The sequence below is a fragment of the Paraburkholderia bannensis NBRC 103871 genome, assembly GCF_000685015.1.
Taxonomy (GTDB): Bacteria; Pseudomonadota; Gammaproteobacteria; order Burkholderiales; family Burkholderiaceae; genus Paraburkholderia; species Paraburkholderia bannensis.
Genome location: NZ_BAYA01000004.1, coordinates 412,312 through 431,820 on the forward strand (window position 1 = coordinate 412,312; position 19,509 = coordinate 431,820).

Genomic DNA, 19,509 nt, shown 5'->3' on the forward strand with positions numbered 1-19,509 from the left:
CAAAGTATGTTGTGATTTGATTGCATAGTCAATATTATTGCAGGCAAGCACTTAAACTCATCGGATTCCCGAATTTCCTCTTTGGTCGCGCCATGCTGTACCTCAAGAACGCGCTCGGCGGCATTGGCCGCTCGGTCACCTGCACAGCACGTCATGCCTTCGCGCATGCCGGCGGGGCAGCGCGTTGGCGCAAGATCGCACTCTATGCGGGCATGTTCGTGCTGCCCGGCGGCTCGATTGCCGTCGTGCTGATGATGTGGGCCGACCGCCGCCGCTCGCAGCGCGGCGCGCAAAGCGCGGTCGTCACGACCGACGCCATCGCCGCCCCTTCGATCAAGACCGCAGCAGCGGCAAAAGCCGCCTGCACCGGCGTCGCACACAGCGCGCGCGGGCGCGCTCACGGCGCCTTCCATGCGCTGCGCCGCTGGCGCAGTAACGGCGCGTAAACTCCACCTTACGCGCCGTAACACATCCGTCCCCGTTCCCGGCTTAACCTTGCGGATTGCGCGCGGCGCAACGCGCGTGCGCTACCATTGCCGCACCCCGGCGCAGCCGCCGCGCGATGCACGCTCAGAGCCGATCCGCGCCGCAATGCGTTCGCAGTTTGCTCCGCTGTTTGCTCATTCGCCAGCCGCATCGACAGGAATTCCCGCATGTCCCGCCGTCTCGTTGTCCCCGGTCGCTTTTCCGCTTCACTGCGCTCACGCGCGCCCACCCTGGCGCTGATCGGCGCGGCGGCCGCGCTCGCGTTCCAGCTGAGCGGCTGCGCGGTCGGCCCCGACTATCACCGGCCCGACACCGCCGTGCCCGCCGCCTATAAGGAAGCGCCCGAAGGCTTCAAGGTCGCGCAGCCGGCGGACACAGCGGATCGCGGCATGTGGTGGCTGATCTACGACGACGCGCAGCTCAACGGGCTGATGGATCAGCTCAATACGAACAACCAGACCGTCGCGCAATACGCCGCCGCTTATCGCCAGGCCCGCGCGCTGGTCGGCGAGGCCCGCGCCGCATACTTCCCGGTCGTGAGCGCCTCGTTCTCGGGCACGCGTTCGCGCACGCCCTCGCGCGTGTCGAGTTCGAGCAGCAGCTTTTCATCGGGCAGCGGCAGCATCAGCAACAACGTGAACCTCGGGCTCGACGCCACCTGGGAACCCGATCTCTGGGGCAAGGTGAGCCGCACCGTGAGCGCCGAGGAAGCGGGCCAGCAGGGCGCCGCCGCCGATCTGGCCAACGCGCGCCTGTCCGCCCAGGCCACGCTCGCGCAGACGTATTTCACGCTGCGTGCGCTCGACGCCCAGCAGAAGCTGCTCGACGACACCGTGGCGGCCTATCAGAAGTCGCTCACGCTCACGCAGAACCAGTACGCCCAGGGCGTAGCGGGTCGCGCCGATGTCGTGCAGGCGCAGACGCAATTGCAGTCGGCGCAGGCCGCCGCCATCGATAACGGCGTGGCGCGCGCCCAGGATGAGCACGCGATTGCGGTGCTGGTCGGCCAGCCGGCTTCTTCGTTCACGCTCCCACCTTCGCCGCTCACGGCCACGCCGCCGACCGTGCCGCTGACGATGCCGTCGGCGCTGCTCGAACGCCGGCCCGATATCGCTTCGGCGGAGCGCAAGGCCGCCGCCGCCAACGAGCAGATCGGTGTGGCGATCTCGGCGTTCTTCCCGACGCTCACGCTGTCCGCAAGCGGCGGCTTCGAAAGCTCGGTGTTCTCGCAATTGCTGCAGATGCCGTCGCGCTTCTGGACGCTCGGGCCGTCGCTGGCCGCCACGGTGTTCGATGCGGGCCTGCGCCGCGCGCAGACCGAAGCCGCGCGCGCGGCCTACGACCAGCAGGTCGCGACCTATCGACAGACCGTGCTGGCCGCGTTCCAGGACGTCGAGGACAACCTCGCCTCGCAGCGCATCCTCGCGCAGGAAATCGTCGTGCAGCAGCAGGCGGTCGAGTCGGCGCAGCATGCGCTTTCGATCGTCACGAACGAGTACAAGGCGGGCACGATCGATTACCAGAACGTGCTGTCCGCGCAGACGACGGCGTTCACGGCGCAGCAGAAGCTCGCCAGTATCGCGGGGCAGCGGATGGTGTCGTCGGTGGGCCTGGTGAAGGCGCTCGGCGGCGGCTGGGATACCGCGCAGATGGCGCGCGAGAGCGGCGGCGTGGCCGCCGCTACGGCACAGGACGCGCGGACGCAGTAAGCGTCCTCAGTTCGACAATCAGCGCATGAAGCTCAGCGCGACCTGCCCGGGGCCGATGGGTCGGCCCAGCAGGTTCAGCAGTCCCGCGAGGTTGTCGCGCTGATCGGGCGTGGCGCTCGCGGTGCCGTTGAACATCGACGAGTTGCGCGAGAACGTGCCGTGACCGTCCAGCATCAGCGGCCCTTTCTGCGTGCTCAGGTCGAGCGTCGACGACGCGCCCTGCGCCTGTAGCACGGCCTCATACGACCCCAGCGGCTTCACCAGCGAAACGCGCGAGCTCATGTCGCCGAGCGTGAGCGTGAGACGGCCGAACGCATCGGTGCCGAACACGCGCCACGGGCTCCACGCGAGCCGCACGTTGCCATCCAGGTCGAGCGTATTGAACGGCGCGCCCAGCCCCGCGAGCAGCGAGGCCGGCACGGCAATCGTGCCCGCCGTGAGCGTGGCGCCGCGCGGCGTGGCCTCGACGTCGATGGGGTCGGGCATGGCCTCGGTCTGCCGCATCTGCAGGCGCACGCGGCCCGTGAACAGCGCCCAGAACGAGGCGCGCCATTCGATGCGTCCCGGCAGCAGCGTCGCGCCCTGCACATCGTGACCGGCGGCGAGCATGAGCGTCGCCGAGCCGTGCCAGAGCGAGCCTTGCGGATCGACGAGATTGACGTGCCCCTGAGTCGCGCGCGCGAATTGCGGCGCGATCCAGGCAGCAGGCAGACGCACGAGCAGCACGATACCCACCGACAGCACGGCGACAAAGAACCACGGCAGCGCGGCGCGCACGCGCCGCATCCAGTAAGACATCTGATCGACCTCTGGCTAGTGTCAGCGCGCGTTCGCGGATTGCAGCGACGCGTTCAGGTCGACCTGACCGTCGGCCTTGAGCGCCGTGATGTGCGCCTCGACCACCTGCACCTTGAACTGCTTGCGCACGTCGTCGAGCCAGGCCGTCCAGACCGGAAACGACGCGTTCTTCATCTGCACCTGCGCGCTCGTTCCGATCAGCTGCACCTGCGCGCCCGGCATGCCGTGGTCGGCGAGCGAGGCCGTCAGCGCATCCTTGAGCGCCTGGCCACCCGGCGCGACGCTCGCCGCCGCGCCCGCGAGCGCGCGGGCTTCATCGGCCTGCGCCGTCATCTGCGACAGCTCGCGCTGCAAGGCGGGCAGGCTCTCGCGCAGCTTCGCGCGACCGTCCGCCGCCGGCTGCCAGAGCACCGAATAGCCGATGGCGACGGCCAGCACTGCGCCGCCCCACGTCAGCAGGGTCTTTTCGCGCGTGGTGCGCGCTTCCCAGAAGTTGCTCCACTGCTCCTGCAAGGCTTCGGCGAACGCGCCGCCCGATGTCGATGTCTTCATGACGCGCTCCTGATAGTCCATTTGCCGCTGCTGCTGTCCTGCGTGCCCGTGAGGCCGTTGCGCGCGAGGCGCTGGGTCAGGCCGCTATCGACGTTCACGCCCGGCTTGAAGGTCACGTCGAGGCGGCGGTCGTGATAGTCGAGCGCGGCAATCGCGTTCGCGGGAACCGGGCCGAGCGAGCGCGCGACGCCGTCGGCCAGCGCGAGGAAATCGTCAGGCGAAGGCTCGCCCGCGGCCACGCGCAGTTGCGAAAGCTGGCGCGCCATCTGGCCCGCCGGGTCGAGCACCACCGTGGTCTTGGGGAAGGCGTTGAGCAGCAGTTCGGTCATCTGCGTGTTCATGGCGTCGCGCTGGCGCGCGAGCATCAGCCACTGCACGTTCGCGCCGATGATCGCGACCACCAGCGAGGCGACGACCAGCACGATCGGCACACGCAAACGGCGCAGCGTCGCGCGATCGAGACGCCACGGCTGGGCCGCGAACTCGAACTGGCAGAGGTCGAACTTGCAGGCGAGCGCGCGCTTGGCGAGCGTCTCGAAGGACAGCGGCTGCGCGCCGGGCAGGGCGGCGGCGAGCGCGGCCTTGTCAGCGGCGCTGGTCGGCTCGCCGGGCAGGCCGGTGAGGACGTAGCGGGCCACATCGGCGTCGCCGGCCAGCGCGGCGACCGTCGCGGCCACACTTGCAGCGGGTACGGCGAAGCCTTCGGCAGCCGTGCCGCGCACGATCGCGAGTTCGAGCAGTGCGGTGGGCGTGGTCGGCGCCACCGCCATGTCGGGCAGCAGCGCGGGCGCCGTCGCCATCACGTGGCCGAGCACGCAGGCCGTCACGGCCTCGCGCTGCGCGGCTTCGGCGGCGGTATCCGTATCGGCGTCGCCCTGTTCGCCTGCGATGACCGGTTCCGCCGCGGCGGGCGCGACCACGCTCTGGGCGAGCGGCAGGCAGCGCGCCACCGGCACCGCGCGCAGGTTGCGGTGGCCCGCGCCCGTGAAGCCTTCGACGATAAAGCGGAACCAGCCGCGATCGACCGCCGCGACGGTCTGCCGGCCATCGGCCTGGCGTGCGGGATCGAGCGCGAGGTGGCAGGTCTGCGGATCCTGGATCAGGTGATCCTCGACCACGTTGGGCAGCGCCTGGCGCAGCCGCGGGCCCTTGAGCGGCGGCACCGTGGTCGAGACCATCAGCAGGTCGCGCGCGGCGATCAGCAGCACGGTCGCCGACGCTTTCGGCAACAGGCCCAGCGCCGCGCGGCCCGCGCGCTGCGTGTGGCCCGTCTTGTCGAGCAGCACGAACGGCAGTTCCGGCAACTGCCATTCCTGCGAGTGAACCGCCGGGTCGCGCGGCGGCATCAGGACGATCAGCGTGCTCACACGCACCTCTTTTCGATGTTGGACTGGTACGGCTTCATGATTCGCTTCAGGAGTCGTCCCACACGCGCACGATGCGTGTCGTATGGGTGAGGGAGTCGCGCCACACGAGCGTCGTCCGGTCTACCACGGCGCGCTCGTGCTGCACGCGCCCATGCACCAGAAAATAGCTCGTATTGACGTCGCATAGCGTGGAATCGATGCTCGTCTGCGCCGTGCCCGCGCCGGTCAGCGCCAGTTGCACGTCGCTCAGGTTGCGGAAAAACACCGTCTGGCGCCGCGCCACGAAGGCCTGCGCGCTCGACAGGCTCATGCCCTGCACGGTCGAGGCGATCACCTCGGCGCTCGCGGTGTTCATGTTCACGGGCGTCGTGGTCGGCAGGATCGTCACGAAGGGCCGTAGCCGCGCGACGATGTCGGGCGTGAAGCCGGGCACGTCGAGCAGGCCGTCGACGCTCGTCATGAGGATCGGCGCATTGCCGCTGTCGCCTTCGCCGTCGCTGATGCCCGGGTTATTGGTGAAATTCGCGCCGCCGCCCGTACCGCCCGCCACCGGCTGCGTCGCGGCGGTGCCGCTCGCCGTCACGCCTGCCGCGGCAGTCTGGAAACGCGTCACCGAATACGCCAGCCCCGAGCGCAGATAGACCGCCGCGTTCTTCGCCAGCTGCCCATCGACGCCGATCAATTGCAGCAGCCGCGCGAACGCCTGGATCTGCGTGAGGTTGAGTTGCAGCGCGCCGGGCGCGGACGCCGTCACCAGGTTGCGCAGATTGAAGCGCGCCTGGGCGTCCTCGATCGAGCCGGACAGCCAGGTGTCGGCGCCCTGTTCGGCGCGCGCCTCGCCGATCTGGCCGAGGAAGTCGGACAGCCGCGTGCGCGCAACCGGCATGCCCCACGCGCCGCCCAGATAGGTCACGCCCGCCGAGGTATCGGCCTCCGAGCGCAGGATCAGGCGCGTCCAGTCGAGCGACGCGCGCGAGATCCACTGCGCCTGGGCAAGCAGGCGCTGGTTCTCGATGCGGCGCAACTGCACCTGCTGGCGCCACAGCATGCCCGACACCAGGATCGCCGACAGCGCGACCACCATCAGCGCGCTGATGATCGCCGCGCCGCGTTGTTTCGCGCCGGTGCGGCGCATCCGCAGGGACAGTGAGCGCAGGCGCATGCTCATTCCCCCACCATGAAAACGCGCGTCACGGGCCGCGCGAGCGAGCGCGCACGCACGCTCACCTCCAGCCCGGTCACGGCGCGCGGCACCGGCGCGTTGCCGAGCTGCGGCACCTTCACGCCGTTGTTGTTCGCGTTGAGCTGCGAGCGCACGTCGCCCATGTCGGACGTCCAGCCCACCTTCGGCACGAACAGGCGCGCGTTGATCGACGTCACGCCGGTCATCATCGGCAACGCGCTCCAGTTGCCGGATTCGCCGCCGCGCAATGCGCCCCGCAATTGGCCGACATGGGCGAGCGGCGGCGACGCGTACCGCACCACCTGGCCGTCGGCCACGCGATAGCGCACGACTTGCAGGCGCGGCGGCGCGCCCGGCGGCACCGGAAACGCGCGCACGATCTGCAACGCGCCGCCGTCGACGGCGATGGCAGGCGAGCCCGCTTCGTCGTCGCTCACGGCCTGGCGCGTATCGATGCGCATCTGGTCGAACATCTGCGCGAACACGCGCTCCTCGGCCATCGACTGCGTGATGATGTTGCGCCCGCGCACGATCTGGTCGAGGCCGCGCCACGACAGGATCGCCACCACGGCCATGATGGCGATGGCGACCAGCAGTTCGATCAGCGTGAAGCCCGCGGCGCGGCGCCGGGATGTCACGCGCATCGCGCGATCACAGTGACCGGTTCGTTTCATTGCCGAGCACCGTGACGAGTTGCGCAAGAATGCCGTCGCGGCCCGGCATCGTCACCGACACCTCCACGCGGCGAAAAATCGGATTGGGCGTCGCCGCCACCAGCTGCGTGCAGGTCAGGCGCAGGTTGCCCTGCGAGCAGTCGAAGCTGCGCTCGCCGATATCGGGCCACGCGTGCGCGAGCCGCAACTGGCCGAGCGCGTTGTCGGCGCTCCAGCCCGCGAGCAGGCGGTCGTGCAGTTCGGCTTCGCTGGTGGCGAGGCTGCCCACGGCGCGCAGCGACGCCGCAAGCGCGATCGCCACGATGGCGAGCGCGACCAGCACCTCGATCATGGTGAAGCCCCGCGAGGTTCGGCGCGAAGTTCGGCGCAAAGCACGCCACGGAACGGAGCGAGCGCGCATGTCAGCGGACTTAGCGGACTTCATAGCGCCCCGTGCCGGTGCCGACGATGGTGGCGCGGCCCGCCGCCGAAAAGAGCGTGATCTCGACGGGCTGCTCGACGGCCTCGGTGCCGAAGATGACGCGGTTCGCGTGGTAATCGTCGTCGCCGCCGGGATAGGTGATCGACACGCCCGTCACGCCGCCTTCCCACTGGCGCGGGCCGAGCAGGTCGTCGCGCAGCGGTCGCCAGCCGTCTTCGGTGCGCACGTCGAAGCGAAAACCACCGTCGAGCGGCTGCCATGCGATCGGGCGCGCGCGCACCTGCGCCTCGTCGCCCGCCGATTCGAACAGCAGCGCGAGACGTTGCGCTTCCTCGTTGAGATCGGTGCGCGGATTGCGCGTAAGCGAGAGCGACGCGAGCGACACCAGCAACCCCGCGATCAGCAGCACCACGAGCATTTCCAGCAGCGTGAAGCCCGCCGAACGCGCAGGCGTCGGCGCGCGGTCACTGCGGCGCGGGATGCGAAGAGGGCGGGAACGCATGGGCTGAAAACGCGTAGGGCGGGAAAGGAGGGCGCGACGCGCTCTGGTGAAAGATTCGCTGAAAAACCGGGCGAAGCATCGCGGCACGGCGGTCGAGAAAACCCTGCAAGATTCGACCGGGCCGCGCTGCGTATGTCATCGCGTCATCGCAATGGAATGGCTACTGCCAGGAGCCGATGTCGGCGTCGTTGCCTTCGCCGCCGGGCTTGCCATCGGCGCCGTAACTGAAGACGTCGATCTCGCCATGCACGCCCGGGTTCAGGTACTGGTACGGATTGCCCCACGGATCGTTGGGCAGGCGCTCCAGGTAGCCGCCGTCCTTCCAGTTGTTCGGCACCGGGTCGGTGGTCGGCTTCTGGACGAGCGCCTGGAGGCCCTGGTCCTGGGCCGGATAGCGGCCGTTATCGAGGCGATACAGCTTCATCGCCTGCATGATCGTGCCGATGTCCTGCTTGGCTGCCACGCGACGCGCTTCGTCGGGACGGCTCATGATCTTCGGCACGATCAGCGCGGCGAGAATGCCGAGAATCGCGATCACGACCATGATTTCGATAAGCGTGAAGCCGCGTTGACGGCGCGTGCGGCCTTCGATGACGTCGCGGCTCATTTGCCCACGGTATTTGGCCCACATGGACATAAGGGACTTTCCTCCTGATGTGATCGTTGCTTGTCGCTGCGGCATGGTTCACCATGCCCGCGTGTGTGACGGGTCATTGTAATGTCACACGATGACGCCTTTGCGACCCTCTTTCGGGCTCGTGCTTCCTGCATGACCCGATCCCTACTCGATACGTACTTCTACTAGCGTTCGTGCCGCCTTCGCTGCCATCAAAACGTACACATAACTCCGTACAATGAGCCGCATGAACCCACTGCAAATCCGCCTTCTGTCACTCGCTGCCTTCGCGGTGTTTTGCGCCACGGCCGCGTGGTGGACGCTCGAAATCTCCGCCACCCGCGCAGCCCCCGTGCAGGCAGCCGCCGCCCAGCCGCCCATCTCGCTCGACCAGGCCGGCACGCTGTTCGGCGGCAAGCTCGAACACAACGTCGCGCAGGACATCCATCTGTTCGGCATCCTCGCGCTGTCGCAGGGCGCGGCGGCGATCGTCAGCGTCGGCGGCGAACCGGCCAAGGCGATTTCGCTGGGCGGCCCGATCGGCCAGGACTCGAAGCTCGCCGAAGTGCGCCCGCGCTCCATCGTGATCGACCGTCACGGCGTGCACTCCGAAATCTTCCTGCCCGCCAACGCCGGCGGCCCCACCATCTACGTGCGCTAAAACGAGCGCCAGGCGCGCCTGAGTCGCTCGCGTCGCGCCTTCAAAACCGCCTCGTGCAGCCTTACTGCACGAGGTTGTTCAGTTCGATGATCGGCAGCATCACCGCGAGCACGATCACCAGCACCACGCCCCCCATCGCCAGAATCAGCAACGGCTCCAGCAGGCTCGTGAGGAACATCGTGCGCCGCTCCAGTTCGCGCGCCTCGCCTTCGGCGGCGCGGTCGAGCATGGTCGTCACGTCGCCGGTCGCTTCGCCCGAACGTATCAGGTGCACCAGCACCGGCGGGAATGTCTTCGTATTGCCGAGCGCGCGCGACAGCGACGTGCCTTCGCGCACGCGCACGATCGCATCGTCGATGTTGTTGCGCATCGCCTTGTTCGAGAGCGTTTCGCCCGCGGCCTGCAGTGCGCGCAGGATCGGCACGCCCGCCGCGCTCAGAATGCCGAGCGTGCTCGCGAAGCGCACCGTGTTGTAGCCGCGCACGAGCTTGCCCGCGAGCGGGGCGGTGAGCAGCCAGCGGTCGAACGACAGGCGCGGGCCAGGCCGGCTCAACGTGGCGCGGACGATCCAGGCCACCACGGCCACGACGATCAGCACCGCCCACCACCATTGCCGCACGAACGACGACAGCCCCATCATCACGATGGTCAGAAACGGCAGTTGCTGCTTGGTGCTCGCGAACACGTTGACGACCTGCGGCACCACGTAGCTCAGCAGGAACGTGACGATGCCGAACGCGATGATCGTGACGATCGTCGGGTACGTGAAGGCCAGCACGATCTTCTGCTTGAGCGCGTTGCGCTGCTCGATGTAGTCGGCCAGCCGCGAGAGCACGATGCCGAGCTTGCCCGTGTGCTCGCCCGCCGCGACCAGCGCGCGGTAGATGTCCGGAAAGTCGCGCGGGTGCTGCGTGAGCGCGTTGGCCAGCGAATGGCCGCCGAGCACTTCCGCGCGGATCGCGGCCATCAGTTCGCGGATGTAATCGCGCTCGGCCTGCTCGGTGAGCACGGCGAGCGCCTCGCCGAGCGGCAGGCCCGCGATCAGCAGGCTCGCGAGCTGGCGCGTGAGAATTGCCTGCTCGCGCTGCGAGAGCTTGCGGCCCAGCGCGAGACGCTGCTGGCGCGCGCCGCGCGTGCGGCTTGCGGCGGGTTCGACGACCAGCGGCGTGAGCCCCTGGCCGCGCAGTTGTTGACGTGCGCCGCGCGCGCTGTCGGCGTCGAGCACGCCTTTTTGCGCTTTGCCCGCGGCGTCGATCGCTTCGAAACGGAATGCCGGCATGGTGCTAGTTCGCCTCCCGTTGTGCGCTTACGCGCCGCCCGTCACGCGCAACACTTCTTCGAGCGAAGTCGTGCCGCGGTCGAGCCAGCGCTCGCCGTCCTCGCGCAGCGTGCGCATGCCTTGCGCGCGCCCGGCGGCGAAGATTTCGGCATCGGCGGCGTTGCGGTGGATCAGTGCGCGGATCGGCTCGTCGATCAGCAGCAGTTCGTACACGCCGCGCCGTCCCGAATAGCCCGAATTGCCGCAGCGATCGCAACCGACCGGGTGATAGCGCGTGCGGCCGTCTTCTTCCACGCGCGCTTCCTTGCAGTGCGGACAAAGCTGGCGCACGAGACGCTGCGCCAGCACGCCGAGCAGCGAGGACGCCAGCAGGTACGGCTCGACGCCCATGTCGGTCAGGCGCGTGACGGCGGAAGCCGCATCGTTGGTGTGCAGCGTGGCGAGCACGAGGTGGCCCGTGAGCGACGCCTGCACGGCGATCTGTGCGGTCTCCAGGTCGCGGATTTCGCCGATCATGATGATGTCCGGATCCTGACGCAGGATCGAGCGCAGCGCACGCGCGAAGGTCATGCCGATGCGCTCGTTCACCTGGGTCTGGCCGATGCCCGAGAGGTCGTACTCGATCGGGTCTTCGACGGTCATGATGTTGGTCGTGGCCGTTTCCAGCCGCGACATCGACGCGTAGAGCGTGGTCGTCTTGCCGGAGCCGGTCGGGCCGGTCACGAGCACGATGCCGTGCGGCTTGGCGATCAGCTGGTCGAACTGGCCGAGCGTGTCGGACGCCATGCCGAGGGCTTCCAGGTTCAGGCGCTGCGCGTCTTTTTCGAGCAGACGCAGCACGGCGCGCTCGCCGTGGCCGGTCGGCAGGGTGGACACACGCACGTCGACGGGACGCCCGCCCACGCGCAGCGTGATGCGGCCGTCCTGCGGCAGACGTTTTTCGGCGATATCGAGCTGCGCCATGATCTTGATACGCGAGATCAGCGCGCCATGCAGCGCCTTCTTTGGACGCACGACGTCGCGCAGCGTGCCGTCGACGCGAAAGCGCACCACCGACGCGTTTTCGAACGGCTCGATGTGAATATCCGAAGCCTGCTCGCGCGCCGCCTGGGTGAGCAGCGCGTTGATCATGCGGATGATCGGCGCGTCGTCCTCGGACTCCAGCAGGTCTTCCACTTCGGGAATGTCCTGCATCAGGCGCGACAGATCGACCTCGCCTTCGACTTCGCCCACCACCTGCGCCGCGCTGCCGTCCTGGCGCGCGTAGGCCTGGTTGATCGCCTGGGCGAGTTCGTCGGACGGCACACGCACGAGCGTGAATGCGCCGAAATTGCGCGCGACCTCGGCGATGGCCGCGCCCGAGGTGCGATCGCTGATCCACACTTCGAGACCTTCGGGGTGCTGCTGCGCCACCAGAATCTGGCCGCTGCGCGCGAAGCCGTACGGCACGAGCCGCGCGGCGATTGGCGACGGGGCTGCGCGCGGTGTTTCTGCTGTGCTCACGGCTGCACCGTCGGCGAGGTCGTCAGCGGTTGCTGCTGCTGGGCGGGCGCGACCTGCAACGGCGCGGCCTGAACCGGGGCCGTCTGCACCGGCGCCGTTTGCGCGGGCTGCATCTGCGCGGCATTGGCAGGCGTAACCGGGAGCGTACGCACGGCCTGTTCGCGGCGCATCTTGTCGAGATCGAACAGGTTCACCGCCGATCCGCCTTCGGCCGGGCCGAGCGGCATCGGCGGCACGACCGGATCGTCCTTGTCGCGCATCAGGTTGTTGTCGGACTTGTACGCGCCCGTCACGCCCTGGATGTAGTCGTAGCGGTTCGACGTCACGGCCTGCGCCGTATCGCGGTCGCTAATGATCACCGGACGCAGGAACACCATCAGGTTGGTCTTCGCGCGCGTCTTGTTTTCGGAGCGGAACAACTGGCCGATCCAGGGAATATCGCCGAGCAGCGGCACCTTGCTGTTGCTGACCTGATAGTTGTCCTGCATCAGGCCGCCGAGCACGATGATTTCGCCGTTGTCGGCCAGCACCGTCGACTGGATCGAACGCTTGGTGAAATCCGGGCCGGCCGGATTGGTCGTCGCGTTGGTCGTGCCGTTCACGATCGCCGAGTCTTCGGTGTACAGCTGGAGCTTCAGGATGCCGCCTTCGGTGATCTGCGGCTTGATGTGCAGCGTGAGACCGACATCGACGCGGTCATAGGTGTTGAACGCCGAACTCGTGGAGCCGCTCGTCAGGTTCGAATACGAACCCGTCTGGATCGGCACGTTGGTGCCGACGACGATCTTCGCTTCCTGGTTGTCGAGCGTGATCAGGTTAGGCGTGGACAGCACGTTGGCATCGTTGGTCTGCGAGAGCGCCTGGAGCAGGGCGCCCAGGCCCTGCACGCCGAACAGGTTGTGCACCCAGCCCACGTTCAGGCCCTGCTGGAGATTGCCCAGCGAGCTCACGAGACTGCCGCCCTGCACGGCGCTGCCCGTCAGGTTGATGATGCTGTTGCTGCTGCCGGTGGACAGATTGGTGCCGGCCAGCACATTGCCGCTGCCGATCTGCCACTGAATGCCCAGGTTGGCGTTCGTGTTCGAGTTCAGCTCGACGATCAGCGCTTCGATATAGACCTGGGCGCGGCGCGCGTCGAGCTGGTCGATCACGGTGCGCAGGTTGCGATAGAGCGGATCCGGCGCGGTGATGATCAGCGAGTTGGTGGCGGCGTCGGCCTGGATCATGCCGCCGCCCGACGAGTTGTCGTCGCTCTTGTCCTTGCCGTTGTCGCCGAGGAAATCGCTGTTGCCGCTTGACGACCCGCTGCCGCCCATCGGGTTGTTCGACGAGCCGCTGCTGCCGCCCAGCGAGCTGGGCAGCGGGGGCGTGCCCGACATGCCGGTGGAGTTGCTGCCGCCGCTGCCACCGCCGCCGTTGCCGTTCTGGTTGAACGAATTTGCGTTGCTGCCGGACGACGACGAATCGTTGCCGCCCTTGCCCATCATGCCGCGCAGGGTCTTGGCCAGTTGCACGGCGTCCGCGTTGCGCAGCGACACGACGTGCATGTTGCCCGGCATGCTGGTCGGCGCGTCGAGCTGCTTCGCCAGTTGTTTGGCCGCCGCGAGGCGCTGCGCGTTCGAGGCGCGCAGCATGATCGAGTTGGTGCGCGAATCGGCGAGCACCGAGACCTTGAGCGTGGGATCGGAGCCGCCAATTGCGCCCGGATCGAGCATCTTCTGCAGCGTAGGCGCGATGTCGAGCGCATTGGCGTTGTGCAGCGGCACGACCTGCACCTGCTGGCCCGCGGCCGTGTCGACGCCCGCGATGATCGCCGCGATACGCCGCACGTTGTCGGCGTAATCGGTCACGACGAGCGCGTTGTTGCCCGGATAGGCGGCGATGGTGTTGTTCGGCGAAATCAGCGGGCGCAGTACCGGCAGCAGGTTGTTGGCCGATTCGTTGCGCAGCTGGAAGACCTGGGTGATGACCTGGTCGCCACGCGCGCCCGGCGCGTTGCCGACATAAGTGGGCACGCCCTGGAGCTTGGCGTCGGCTTCAGGCACGACCTTGAGTACGCCATGATCCTGCACCAGCGAGAAACCCTGCATGCGCAGCGCCGACTGCAGCGTCTTGAGCGCCTGATCCTCGGGGACGGGGTTCTCGGAAACGAGATTGAGCTGCCCCTTCACGCGCGGATCGACAATGATCGTTTTGCCGGTGGCAGCGCCGATGGCCTTCGCGACCTGATCGATGTCGGCATTGACGAAGTTGAGGGTGACCTGGGCATGCGCGAGCTGCGCCGTAATCAGTCCGCTCACGAGCAGCGCCGTGGCGAGGCGACGCAAAGCCATACGATTTCTTCTCATGGGTGTCATATCGAAGCCGGCAGAGGACACCGCCGGCTAGTCGTACTTATCGTGCTCAAGTGCACATCGTGCCCGTGCGAACGGCCCGCTGGCTGCCTGCAACGCAACCGCCTGGCCCCCCAAACCGCCGCAGACTGCCGACGCTCCTCCCCGGCAACCGATGCTCACCAAAAAGAGCAACAGTAGCAGTTTTTCGTGTCGAATTTGTCACAAAGACAAAACGTCTGGGGATTTCTTCTAAAGCGTGCGATGTCGCAAAAGCTATTTGTAAGGATTGACGCGTATCGAGGCCGCGCCTCTTGCGATCTTTCCTGGTTGACGGTGCCCGTGCCCAGGCCGTTTGGGCAGTTTGACGTGTCATGGACTGCCGGTATCATACGGGCGGCGCGGTGCCTGTGAACCTGCGGGTTGCCCCTACAGGGCACGGGTTTTCCCGATATCGGAGACTTCCGACACATATCGGATCGAGCCCGCGCCGAACCGCATCAAGACTGTTTCGCACTCCACTCGACGTTGCAATGAAAAAGGTTGCGTCCGCCACGATCGCCGTTCTTGCCACGCTCGCCGCCATGGCGAGCGCACCGGCGCGCGCCGATTGTTTCGACGAAGCGGCGCACTATCAGAAGGTCAATCCGTTGATCCTGCGCGCCATCGCGTGGCAAGAGTCGCACAACACGCCCGATGCAATGCACAGGAATGCGAACGGTTCGACCGACTACGGCGTCATGCAGATCAACTCGATTCATCTGCCCGCGCTCGCGCAGTACGGTATCTCGCAAAGCACGCTGATGGAGCCGTGCAAGAACGTCTACATTGCCGCCTGGCATTTGCGCCAGAAGATGAACAAGTACGGCAATACCTGGGCGGCGGTGGGCGCTTACCACTCGGAAACCCCCACGCTGCGCGACCAGTACGCCCAGCAGATTGCCGCCATCCTGCGCAAATGGAAGCTGATGCCCTGACGAGTGCGGGCGAGGCTTTGCCTCTGGATTGACCTGGCCGGACGGCCAGCGCCGTCAGCGTGGCGCTCGCGCATGGTGCAAAATGCAGGCTTGCACCGCCGGAAACGCCCGTGCGGCCCGGCCTCCTGCCGCTTTTTCCTGTTTTCCTTACTGCACACTGCGATGAATCCGACGCCACTGCCCGTCACCGTGCTCTCCGGCTTTCTGGGCGCGGGCAAGACCACATTGCTCAGCCACGTCCTGGCGAACCGCGCCGGTCTGCGCGTGGCCGTGATCGTCAACGACCTCGCCGCCGTCAACATCGACGCGGCGCTCGTGCGCGACGCCTCCGCGCTCGCGCGCGTCGAAGAGCGTCTTGTCGAGCTGTCCAACGGCTGCATCTGCTGCACGCTGCGCGACGACCTGCTGACCGAAATCCGCCGTCTGGCCGACCCGGCCCAGGCGGGCCAGCGCTTCGACGCCATCCTGATCGAATCCACGGGTGTCGCCGAGCCGATGCCGGTCGCCGAAACCTTCACGTTCACCGACGAAGACGGCGGATCGCTCGCCGATATCGCGCGGCTGGACACGATGGTCACGGTCGTGGACGCCTTCAATTTCCTGCGCGACTACGCCAGCGCCGACCCGCTCGCCGAACGCGGCATGACGGTGGGCGAGGGCGACGACCGCACCATCGTCGAGTTGCTCATCGAGCAGGTGGAATTCTGCGACGTGCTCGTGCTGAACAAGGCCGATCTCGTGAGCGCCGACGACCTCGCGCGCCTGCAACACATCCTCGCGCGCATCAATCCGCGCGCGGTGCAGGTGGTGAGCCGTTTCGGCGAGGTGCCGCTCGATGCGGTGCTCAACACGGGCCGATTCGATTTCGACGCAGCGGCGAGCGCGCCGGGCTGGCTCGCGTCGCTGCATGAAGACGAACACGCCCACGGTCACACGCATGAACATGCGCACGATCATGAACACGGCGATGAACACGACCACGGCCACGGTCACGACGCTTGCGGCGCGCATTGCAGCCATCCGGATCACCAGCATCGCAGCGAAGCCGACACGTACGGCATCGGCAACTTCGTTTATCGCGCGCGCAAACCGTTCCATCCGGAGCGTCTGTGGGCGCTGCTTAACCAGGAATGGACAGGCGTGCTGCGCTCCAAGGGCTTCTTCTGGCTCGCCACGCGCAACGACGTCGCCGGTCAGCTTTCCCAGGCGGGCGGCGTGTGCCGTCACGGCCCGGCGGGCACCTGGTGGGCCGCGCAGCCGCGCGAGGAATGGCCGCAGGACGCCGAGCTGGAACAGGAGATCGCGCGCGACTGGTTCGGCGATGCGACCGACACGCGCATCGGCGACCGTCGCCAGGAACTGGTGATGATCGGCGTGAATCTCGATCACGCGGCGTGGCGCGCGAAGCTCGACGCGTGCCTCGTCACGGACGCCGAATTCGCCGCGGGCCCCGACGCCTGGCAGGCCTACGCCGACCCGTTCCCCGAGTGGGATTTCGACGATGACGACGATCATGACCACGACGGCGAAGGCGAAATCGTCCATCGCCACGACTGAGGCCCGAACTCTTCGCCCGTAAAAAAGCCGCCTTTCGAGGCGGCTTTTTTCTCAAATAGCGGGCGAAAAAAAACCCGCCAGGGGCGGGTGTCAACTTAAAGCGGTATTGCTTGACTTGCCTTAGCGCTTGTTGACGGCGTCCTTGAACGCCTTGCCAGCCGTGAACTTGACGGTCTTGGCTGCCGGAATCTTGATGGTCTCGCCGGTCTTCGGGTTGCGGCCCGTACGTGCTGCGCGCTTGCCCGAGCCGAAGCTGCCGAAGCCGATCAGCTGGACAGCGTCGCCTTTCGAAACGGCCTTCTTGACCACTTCGAGGAGCGTATCCAGCGTTTCACCGGTTTGAGCCTTGCTAGCGCCCGTCTGTGCTGCGACGGCGTCGATCAGTTCCTGTTTATTCATTGAGATATTCCTTTCTGTGTTTAGGTTGACACGAACAGCGCGAACGCGCCGATTATACGGACGCGTGCCGCGCCGTCGAGCAGCGCGGACCCGGAGCACCCCGGGGATTTGCGTCGCGGATTCGAGGCGCCTGCCGATTCCTGCAAGCACCCGCATCGTCCCGTGACGTCCGTGCTGCCGCTTCCCTGGGCGGCGCTTGCTATGATAGCGCAGCGCAAACCCAATAACGACAAGGGTTTCGAAGATTTCGAGGGGTGCGCGGCGGTTTTTTTGCACGTCTTTACGTTTTTGATGGGCGCCGCGCGCCAAACGCAGCCGGCGCGCATCGAATTAACCTTCGCGCGTTGCGTCGCGCCAACGCTTTGCGGCCGCAAACCCATACCCCACGGGCATTTCCCACTTTCCCCGCCGTCGCGTTAGTCATGACCGCCACCCTGATTCCCGCCACGCTCGCCTTTCGCGAAGATGGCACGCCGTTTTCGCCACGCTTCGGCGACGTCTATCACAGCCCGTCGGGCGCATTCGCACAGTCCGATTTCGTCTTCCTGAAGGGCAACGGCCTGCCTGAACGGTGGCAAAAGCGGCGCATTTTCACGGTGCTGGAAACGGGTTTTGGCATGGGCGTGAACTTCCTGACGACCTGGGCGGCCTGGCGCGACGACCCCGCTCGTTGCGAGCGCCTGCATTTTGTCTCGGTGGAAAAGCACCCGTTCGCACGCGACGATCTGCGCACGGCACTCGATGCGATTGTCGCGCACGCACCGAATGCCGATCTCGCCACGCTCGCGCGCGAGCTGGTTCAAGCGTGGCCAATGCTCGTGCCGGGCACCCATCGGCTCGAATTCGACGGTGGCCGCGTGACGCTCACGCTGGTTTTCGGCGATGCGGTCGAGGCGCTTCCCAAACTGTGGTTGCGCGCCGACGCGATCTATCTGGATGGTTTCGCACCCGCGAAGAATCCCGAACTCTGGTCGCCGGCAATCTTCAAGGCGCTCGCGCGCGTCGCGGGCGAAGACGCGACCTTTGCCACCTGGAGCAGCGCTGGCGACGTCAAACGCGCGCTGGAGCAGAACGGCTTCGAGTTTCGCAAGACGCCCGGTTTCGGCGACAAATGGGCGATGCTCACCGGACGCTTCGCACCGCGCTGGCGCGTGCGCCGTTACGAACCGCCCCTGCCGATGCCACTGGGCGAGCGCCATGCCGTCGTGATCGGCGCAGGCCTCGCGGGCAGTGCGCTCGTGGAGCGGCTCGCCGCGCGCGGCTGGCGCGTCACGCTGCTGGAGCGTCATCCCGCGCCCGCTTGCGAAGCTTCGGGCAATCCGGCGGGCGTGTTTCACCCGCTGATTTCGCGTGACGACAGCACCGCGTCACGGATTACGCGCGCCGGTTTTCTCTACGCGCTGCGCCGCTGGAACGCGCTCGATGCACTGGGTCATGCGCCAAAGCGCACTCATGCAGGACTCCTGCATCTGGCGACTGACGACGAATCGCGCGCCGTAGCCGGAGCACTCGCATCGTTTTGTTATCCCAATGAATTTGTCCATGGCGTCGATCGCGGCGAAGCCGGGCGGATCGCCGGCGTCGAACTCACGCAGGGCGGCTGGTTCTATCCGCACGGCGGCGCAATCGATCCCGCGTCGCTGTGCCGTGCGCAGATCGCGGCAGCCAGCGCCTTCAGCGGTGCGCAGGTAGAAGCGCGCTATGGCGTGCAGGTCGGCCGCATCGCGCGAGCGGGCGAGTCTTGGCAGGTATTCGACGATGCCGGCGCACTGATCGCGCAAGCGGGCGCGGTGATCTTCGCCAATGCGCACGACGCGGCGCGGGCCGCGGCGCTCGACTTCGCGCCCACGCGCAGCGTGCGCGGCCAGCTCTCGCTGATTGATCGAAGCCCGCTCGCGGCGCTGCGCGTGCCCGTGATCGGCGACGGCTATGCGGTGCCGCTCGACGGCGACGTGACACTCGTCGGCGCGACTTACGAAGTGGACGACACGAATCTCGATCTGCGCGCGCCCGGTCACCTGGAGAACCTCGAACGCGTCGCGCTGATGCTGCCCGAGCTGTCCCAGGCCACCGAACCGTCAACCGGCTGGCGAGGCCGCGTGGCGTTGCGCTGCGTCACCAGCGACCGCATGCCGATGATCGGCCAGCTCGGCGACGAGCAAGCCGCCCGCCGTGACGCCCAGCGCCTCTCGGGCGCGTGGCCGCAGGACTTGCCGCGCACGCCCGGCCTCTTTGGCGCGTTTGCGTTCGGCTCGCGCGGACTGGTCTGGGCGTCGCTGGGCGCGGAGCTGATCGCCTCGCAGCTGGAAGGCGAGCCGTGGCCAATCGAGCGCGAACTCGCCGAACAGATCGATCCCGCCCGCTTCCTGCAGCGCGCCTTACGCCAGCGCAGCCTCTAGTCGCAGTTATCGGCGCAAACCTTACATCGAACCTTACAGTGCGACCAATACAGTTATCCCCGCGAGCATGTGGATAACTGCGCGAGTTGTGGA

At 67.1% G+C, this 19,509-nt stretch carries 18 protein-coding genes; 6 read left to right on the forward strand and 12 right to left on the reverse strand.

Going from position 1 to position 19,509, the window contains the following annotated elements; all coding sequences use genetic code 11:
* Positions 1-92: 92 nt before the first annotated feature.
* Positions 93-446, forward strand: a complete 354-nt coding sequence (locus BBA01S_RS40530; RefSeq protein WP_042296348.1) for a hypothetical protein — start codon at positions 93-95, stop codon at positions 444-446.
* A 207-nt stretch (positions 447-653) separates the two neighbouring features.
* Entirely contained in the window at positions 654-2,195 is a 1,542-nt protein-coding gene (locus tag BBA01S_RS40535; RefSeq protein WP_042296350.1) for an efflux transporter outer membrane subunit, read from the forward strand.
* A gap of 18 nt (positions 2,196-2,213) precedes the next feature.
* Here BBA01S_RS40535 and BBA01S_RS07935 read toward each other — a convergent pair whose 3' ends face one another.
* From BBA01S_RS07935 to gspG, 8 genes are all read right to left on the reverse strand, one after another.
* Positions 2,214-2,993 carry a type II secretion system protein N gene (locus tag BBA01S_RS07935; protein WP_027815951.1) on the reverse strand — a complete coding sequence of 260 codons (780 nt, stop codon included), beginning with the start codon at positions 2,991-2,993 and terminating at the stop codon, positions 2,214-2,216.
* Between the two features lie 21 nt (positions 2,994-3,014).
* The gene (locus BBA01S_RS07940; protein WP_042296352.1) at positions 3,015-3,545 is read right to left on the reverse strand and encodes a type II secretion system protein M; all 531 of its coding nucleotides are present in this window, start codon (positions 3,543-3,545) and stop codon (positions 3,015-3,017) included.
* Positions 3,542-4,912: a type II secretion system protein GspL gene (gspL, locus tag BBA01S_RS07945; protein ID WP_027815953.1), complete on the reverse strand. Its 1,371-nt coding sequence runs from the start codon at positions 4,910-4,912 to the stop codon at positions 3,542-3,544. The genes BBA01S_RS07940 and gspL overlap by 4 nt, the downstream gene beginning before the upstream one ends.
* Positions 4,913-4,958: 46 nt before the next feature.
* On the reverse strand, positions 4,959-6,074 hold the full coding sequence (gene gspK / locus BBA01S_RS07950; RefSeq protein WP_084161963.1) for a type II secretion system minor pseudopilin GspK: 1,116 nt from the start codon (positions 6,072-6,074) through the stop codon (positions 4,959-4,961).
* Positions 6,075-6,076: 2 nt separating this feature from the next.
* Positions 6,077-6,769, reverse strand: a complete 693-nt coding sequence (locus BBA01S_RS07955; protein WP_027815955.1) for a PulJ/GspJ family protein — start codon at positions 6,767-6,769, stop codon at positions 6,077-6,079.
* Positions 6,747-7,169, reverse strand: coding sequence for a type II secretion system minor pseudopilin GspI (gene gspI, locus BBA01S_RS07960; protein ID WP_027815956.1), 423 nt, complete (start codon positions 7,167-7,169; stop codon positions 6,747-6,749). The genes BBA01S_RS07955 and gspI overlap by 23 nt, the downstream gene beginning before the upstream one ends.
* A 10-nt stretch (positions 7,170-7,179) precedes the next feature.
* Positions 7,180-7,692, reverse strand: a complete 513-nt coding sequence (locus BBA01S_RS07965; protein ID WP_042296354.1) for a GspH/FimT family pseudopilin — start codon at positions 7,690-7,692, stop codon at positions 7,180-7,182.
* Positions 7,693-7,852: 160 nt separating this feature from the next.
* Positions 7,853-8,299: a type II secretion system major pseudopilin GspG gene (gene gspG, locus BBA01S_RS07970; protein WP_027815958.1), complete on the reverse strand. Its 447-nt coding sequence runs from the start codon at positions 8,297-8,299 to the stop codon at positions 7,853-7,855.
* 256 nt (positions 8,300-8,555) lie between these two features.
* On the opposite strand from gspG, the gene BBA01S_RS07975 reads away from it, so the two are divergent.
* The gene (locus tag BBA01S_RS07975; protein WP_027815959.1) at positions 8,556-8,969 is read left to right on the forward strand and encodes a hypothetical protein; all 414 of its coding nucleotides are present in this window, start codon (positions 8,556-8,558) and stop codon (positions 8,967-8,969) included.
* Between the two features lie 61 nt (positions 8,970-9,030).
* Here BBA01S_RS07975 and gspF read toward each other — a convergent pair whose 3' ends face one another.
* Genes gspF through gspD form a run of 3 tightly spaced genes read right to left on the reverse strand, consistent with a single transcriptional unit; the run spans position 9,031 to position 14,084 of the window.
* On the reverse strand, positions 9,031-10,248 hold the full coding sequence (gene gspF / locus BBA01S_RS07980; protein WP_027815960.1) for a type II secretion system inner membrane protein GspF: 1,218 nt from the start codon (positions 10,246-10,248) through the stop codon (positions 9,031-9,033).
* 27 nt (positions 10,249-10,275) lie between these two features.
* A complete protein-coding gene (gene gspE / locus BBA01S_RS07985) occupies positions 10,276-11,751 on the reverse strand; it encodes a type II secretion system ATPase GspE (protein ID WP_027815961.1) in 1,476 nt (491 codons plus the stop codon).
* Positions 11,748-14,084, reverse strand: a complete 2,337-nt coding sequence (gspD, locus tag BBA01S_RS07990; RefSeq protein ID WP_042296359.1) for a type II secretion system secretin GspD — start codon at positions 14,082-14,084, stop codon at positions 11,748-11,750. The genes gspE and gspD overlap by 4 nt, the downstream gene beginning before the upstream one ends.
* Positions 14,085-14,617: 533 nt before the next feature.
* On the opposite strand from gspD, the gene BBA01S_RS07995 reads away from it, so the two are divergent.
* Entirely contained in the window at positions 14,618-15,061 is a 444-nt protein-coding gene (locus tag BBA01S_RS07995; RefSeq protein ID WP_027815963.1) for a lytic transglycosylase domain-containing protein, read from the forward strand.
* 162 nt (positions 15,062-15,223) lie between these two features.
* Positions 15,224-16,618 carry a GTP-binding protein gene (locus BBA01S_RS08000; RefSeq protein WP_027815964.1) on the forward strand — a complete coding sequence of 465 codons (1,395 nt, stop codon included), beginning with the start codon at positions 15,224-15,226 and terminating at the stop codon, positions 16,616-16,618.
* Positions 16,619-16,738: 120 nt separating this feature from the next.
* On the opposite strand, the gene BBA01S_RS08005 is transcribed toward BBA01S_RS08000, so the two are convergent.
* On the reverse strand, positions 16,739-17,017 hold the full coding sequence (locus BBA01S_RS08005; protein ID WP_027815965.1) for an HU family DNA-binding protein: 279 nt from the start codon (positions 17,015-17,017) through the stop codon (positions 16,739-16,741).
* 422 nt (positions 17,018-17,439) lie between these two features.
* Here BBA01S_RS08005 and mnmC point away from each other — a divergent pair, with 422 nt between their 5' ends.
* The gene (gene mnmC, locus BBA01S_RS08010) at positions 17,440-19,416 is read left to right on the forward strand and encodes a bifunctional tRNA (5-methylaminomethyl-2-thiouridine)(34)-methyltransferase MnmD/FAD-dependent 5-carboxymethylaminomethyl-2-thiouridine(34) oxidoreductase MnmC (RefSeq protein WP_027815966.1); all 1,977 of its coding nucleotides are present in this window, start codon (positions 17,440-17,442) and stop codon (positions 19,414-19,416) included.
* The last annotated feature ends 93 nt before the right edge of the window (positions 19,417-19,509 follow it).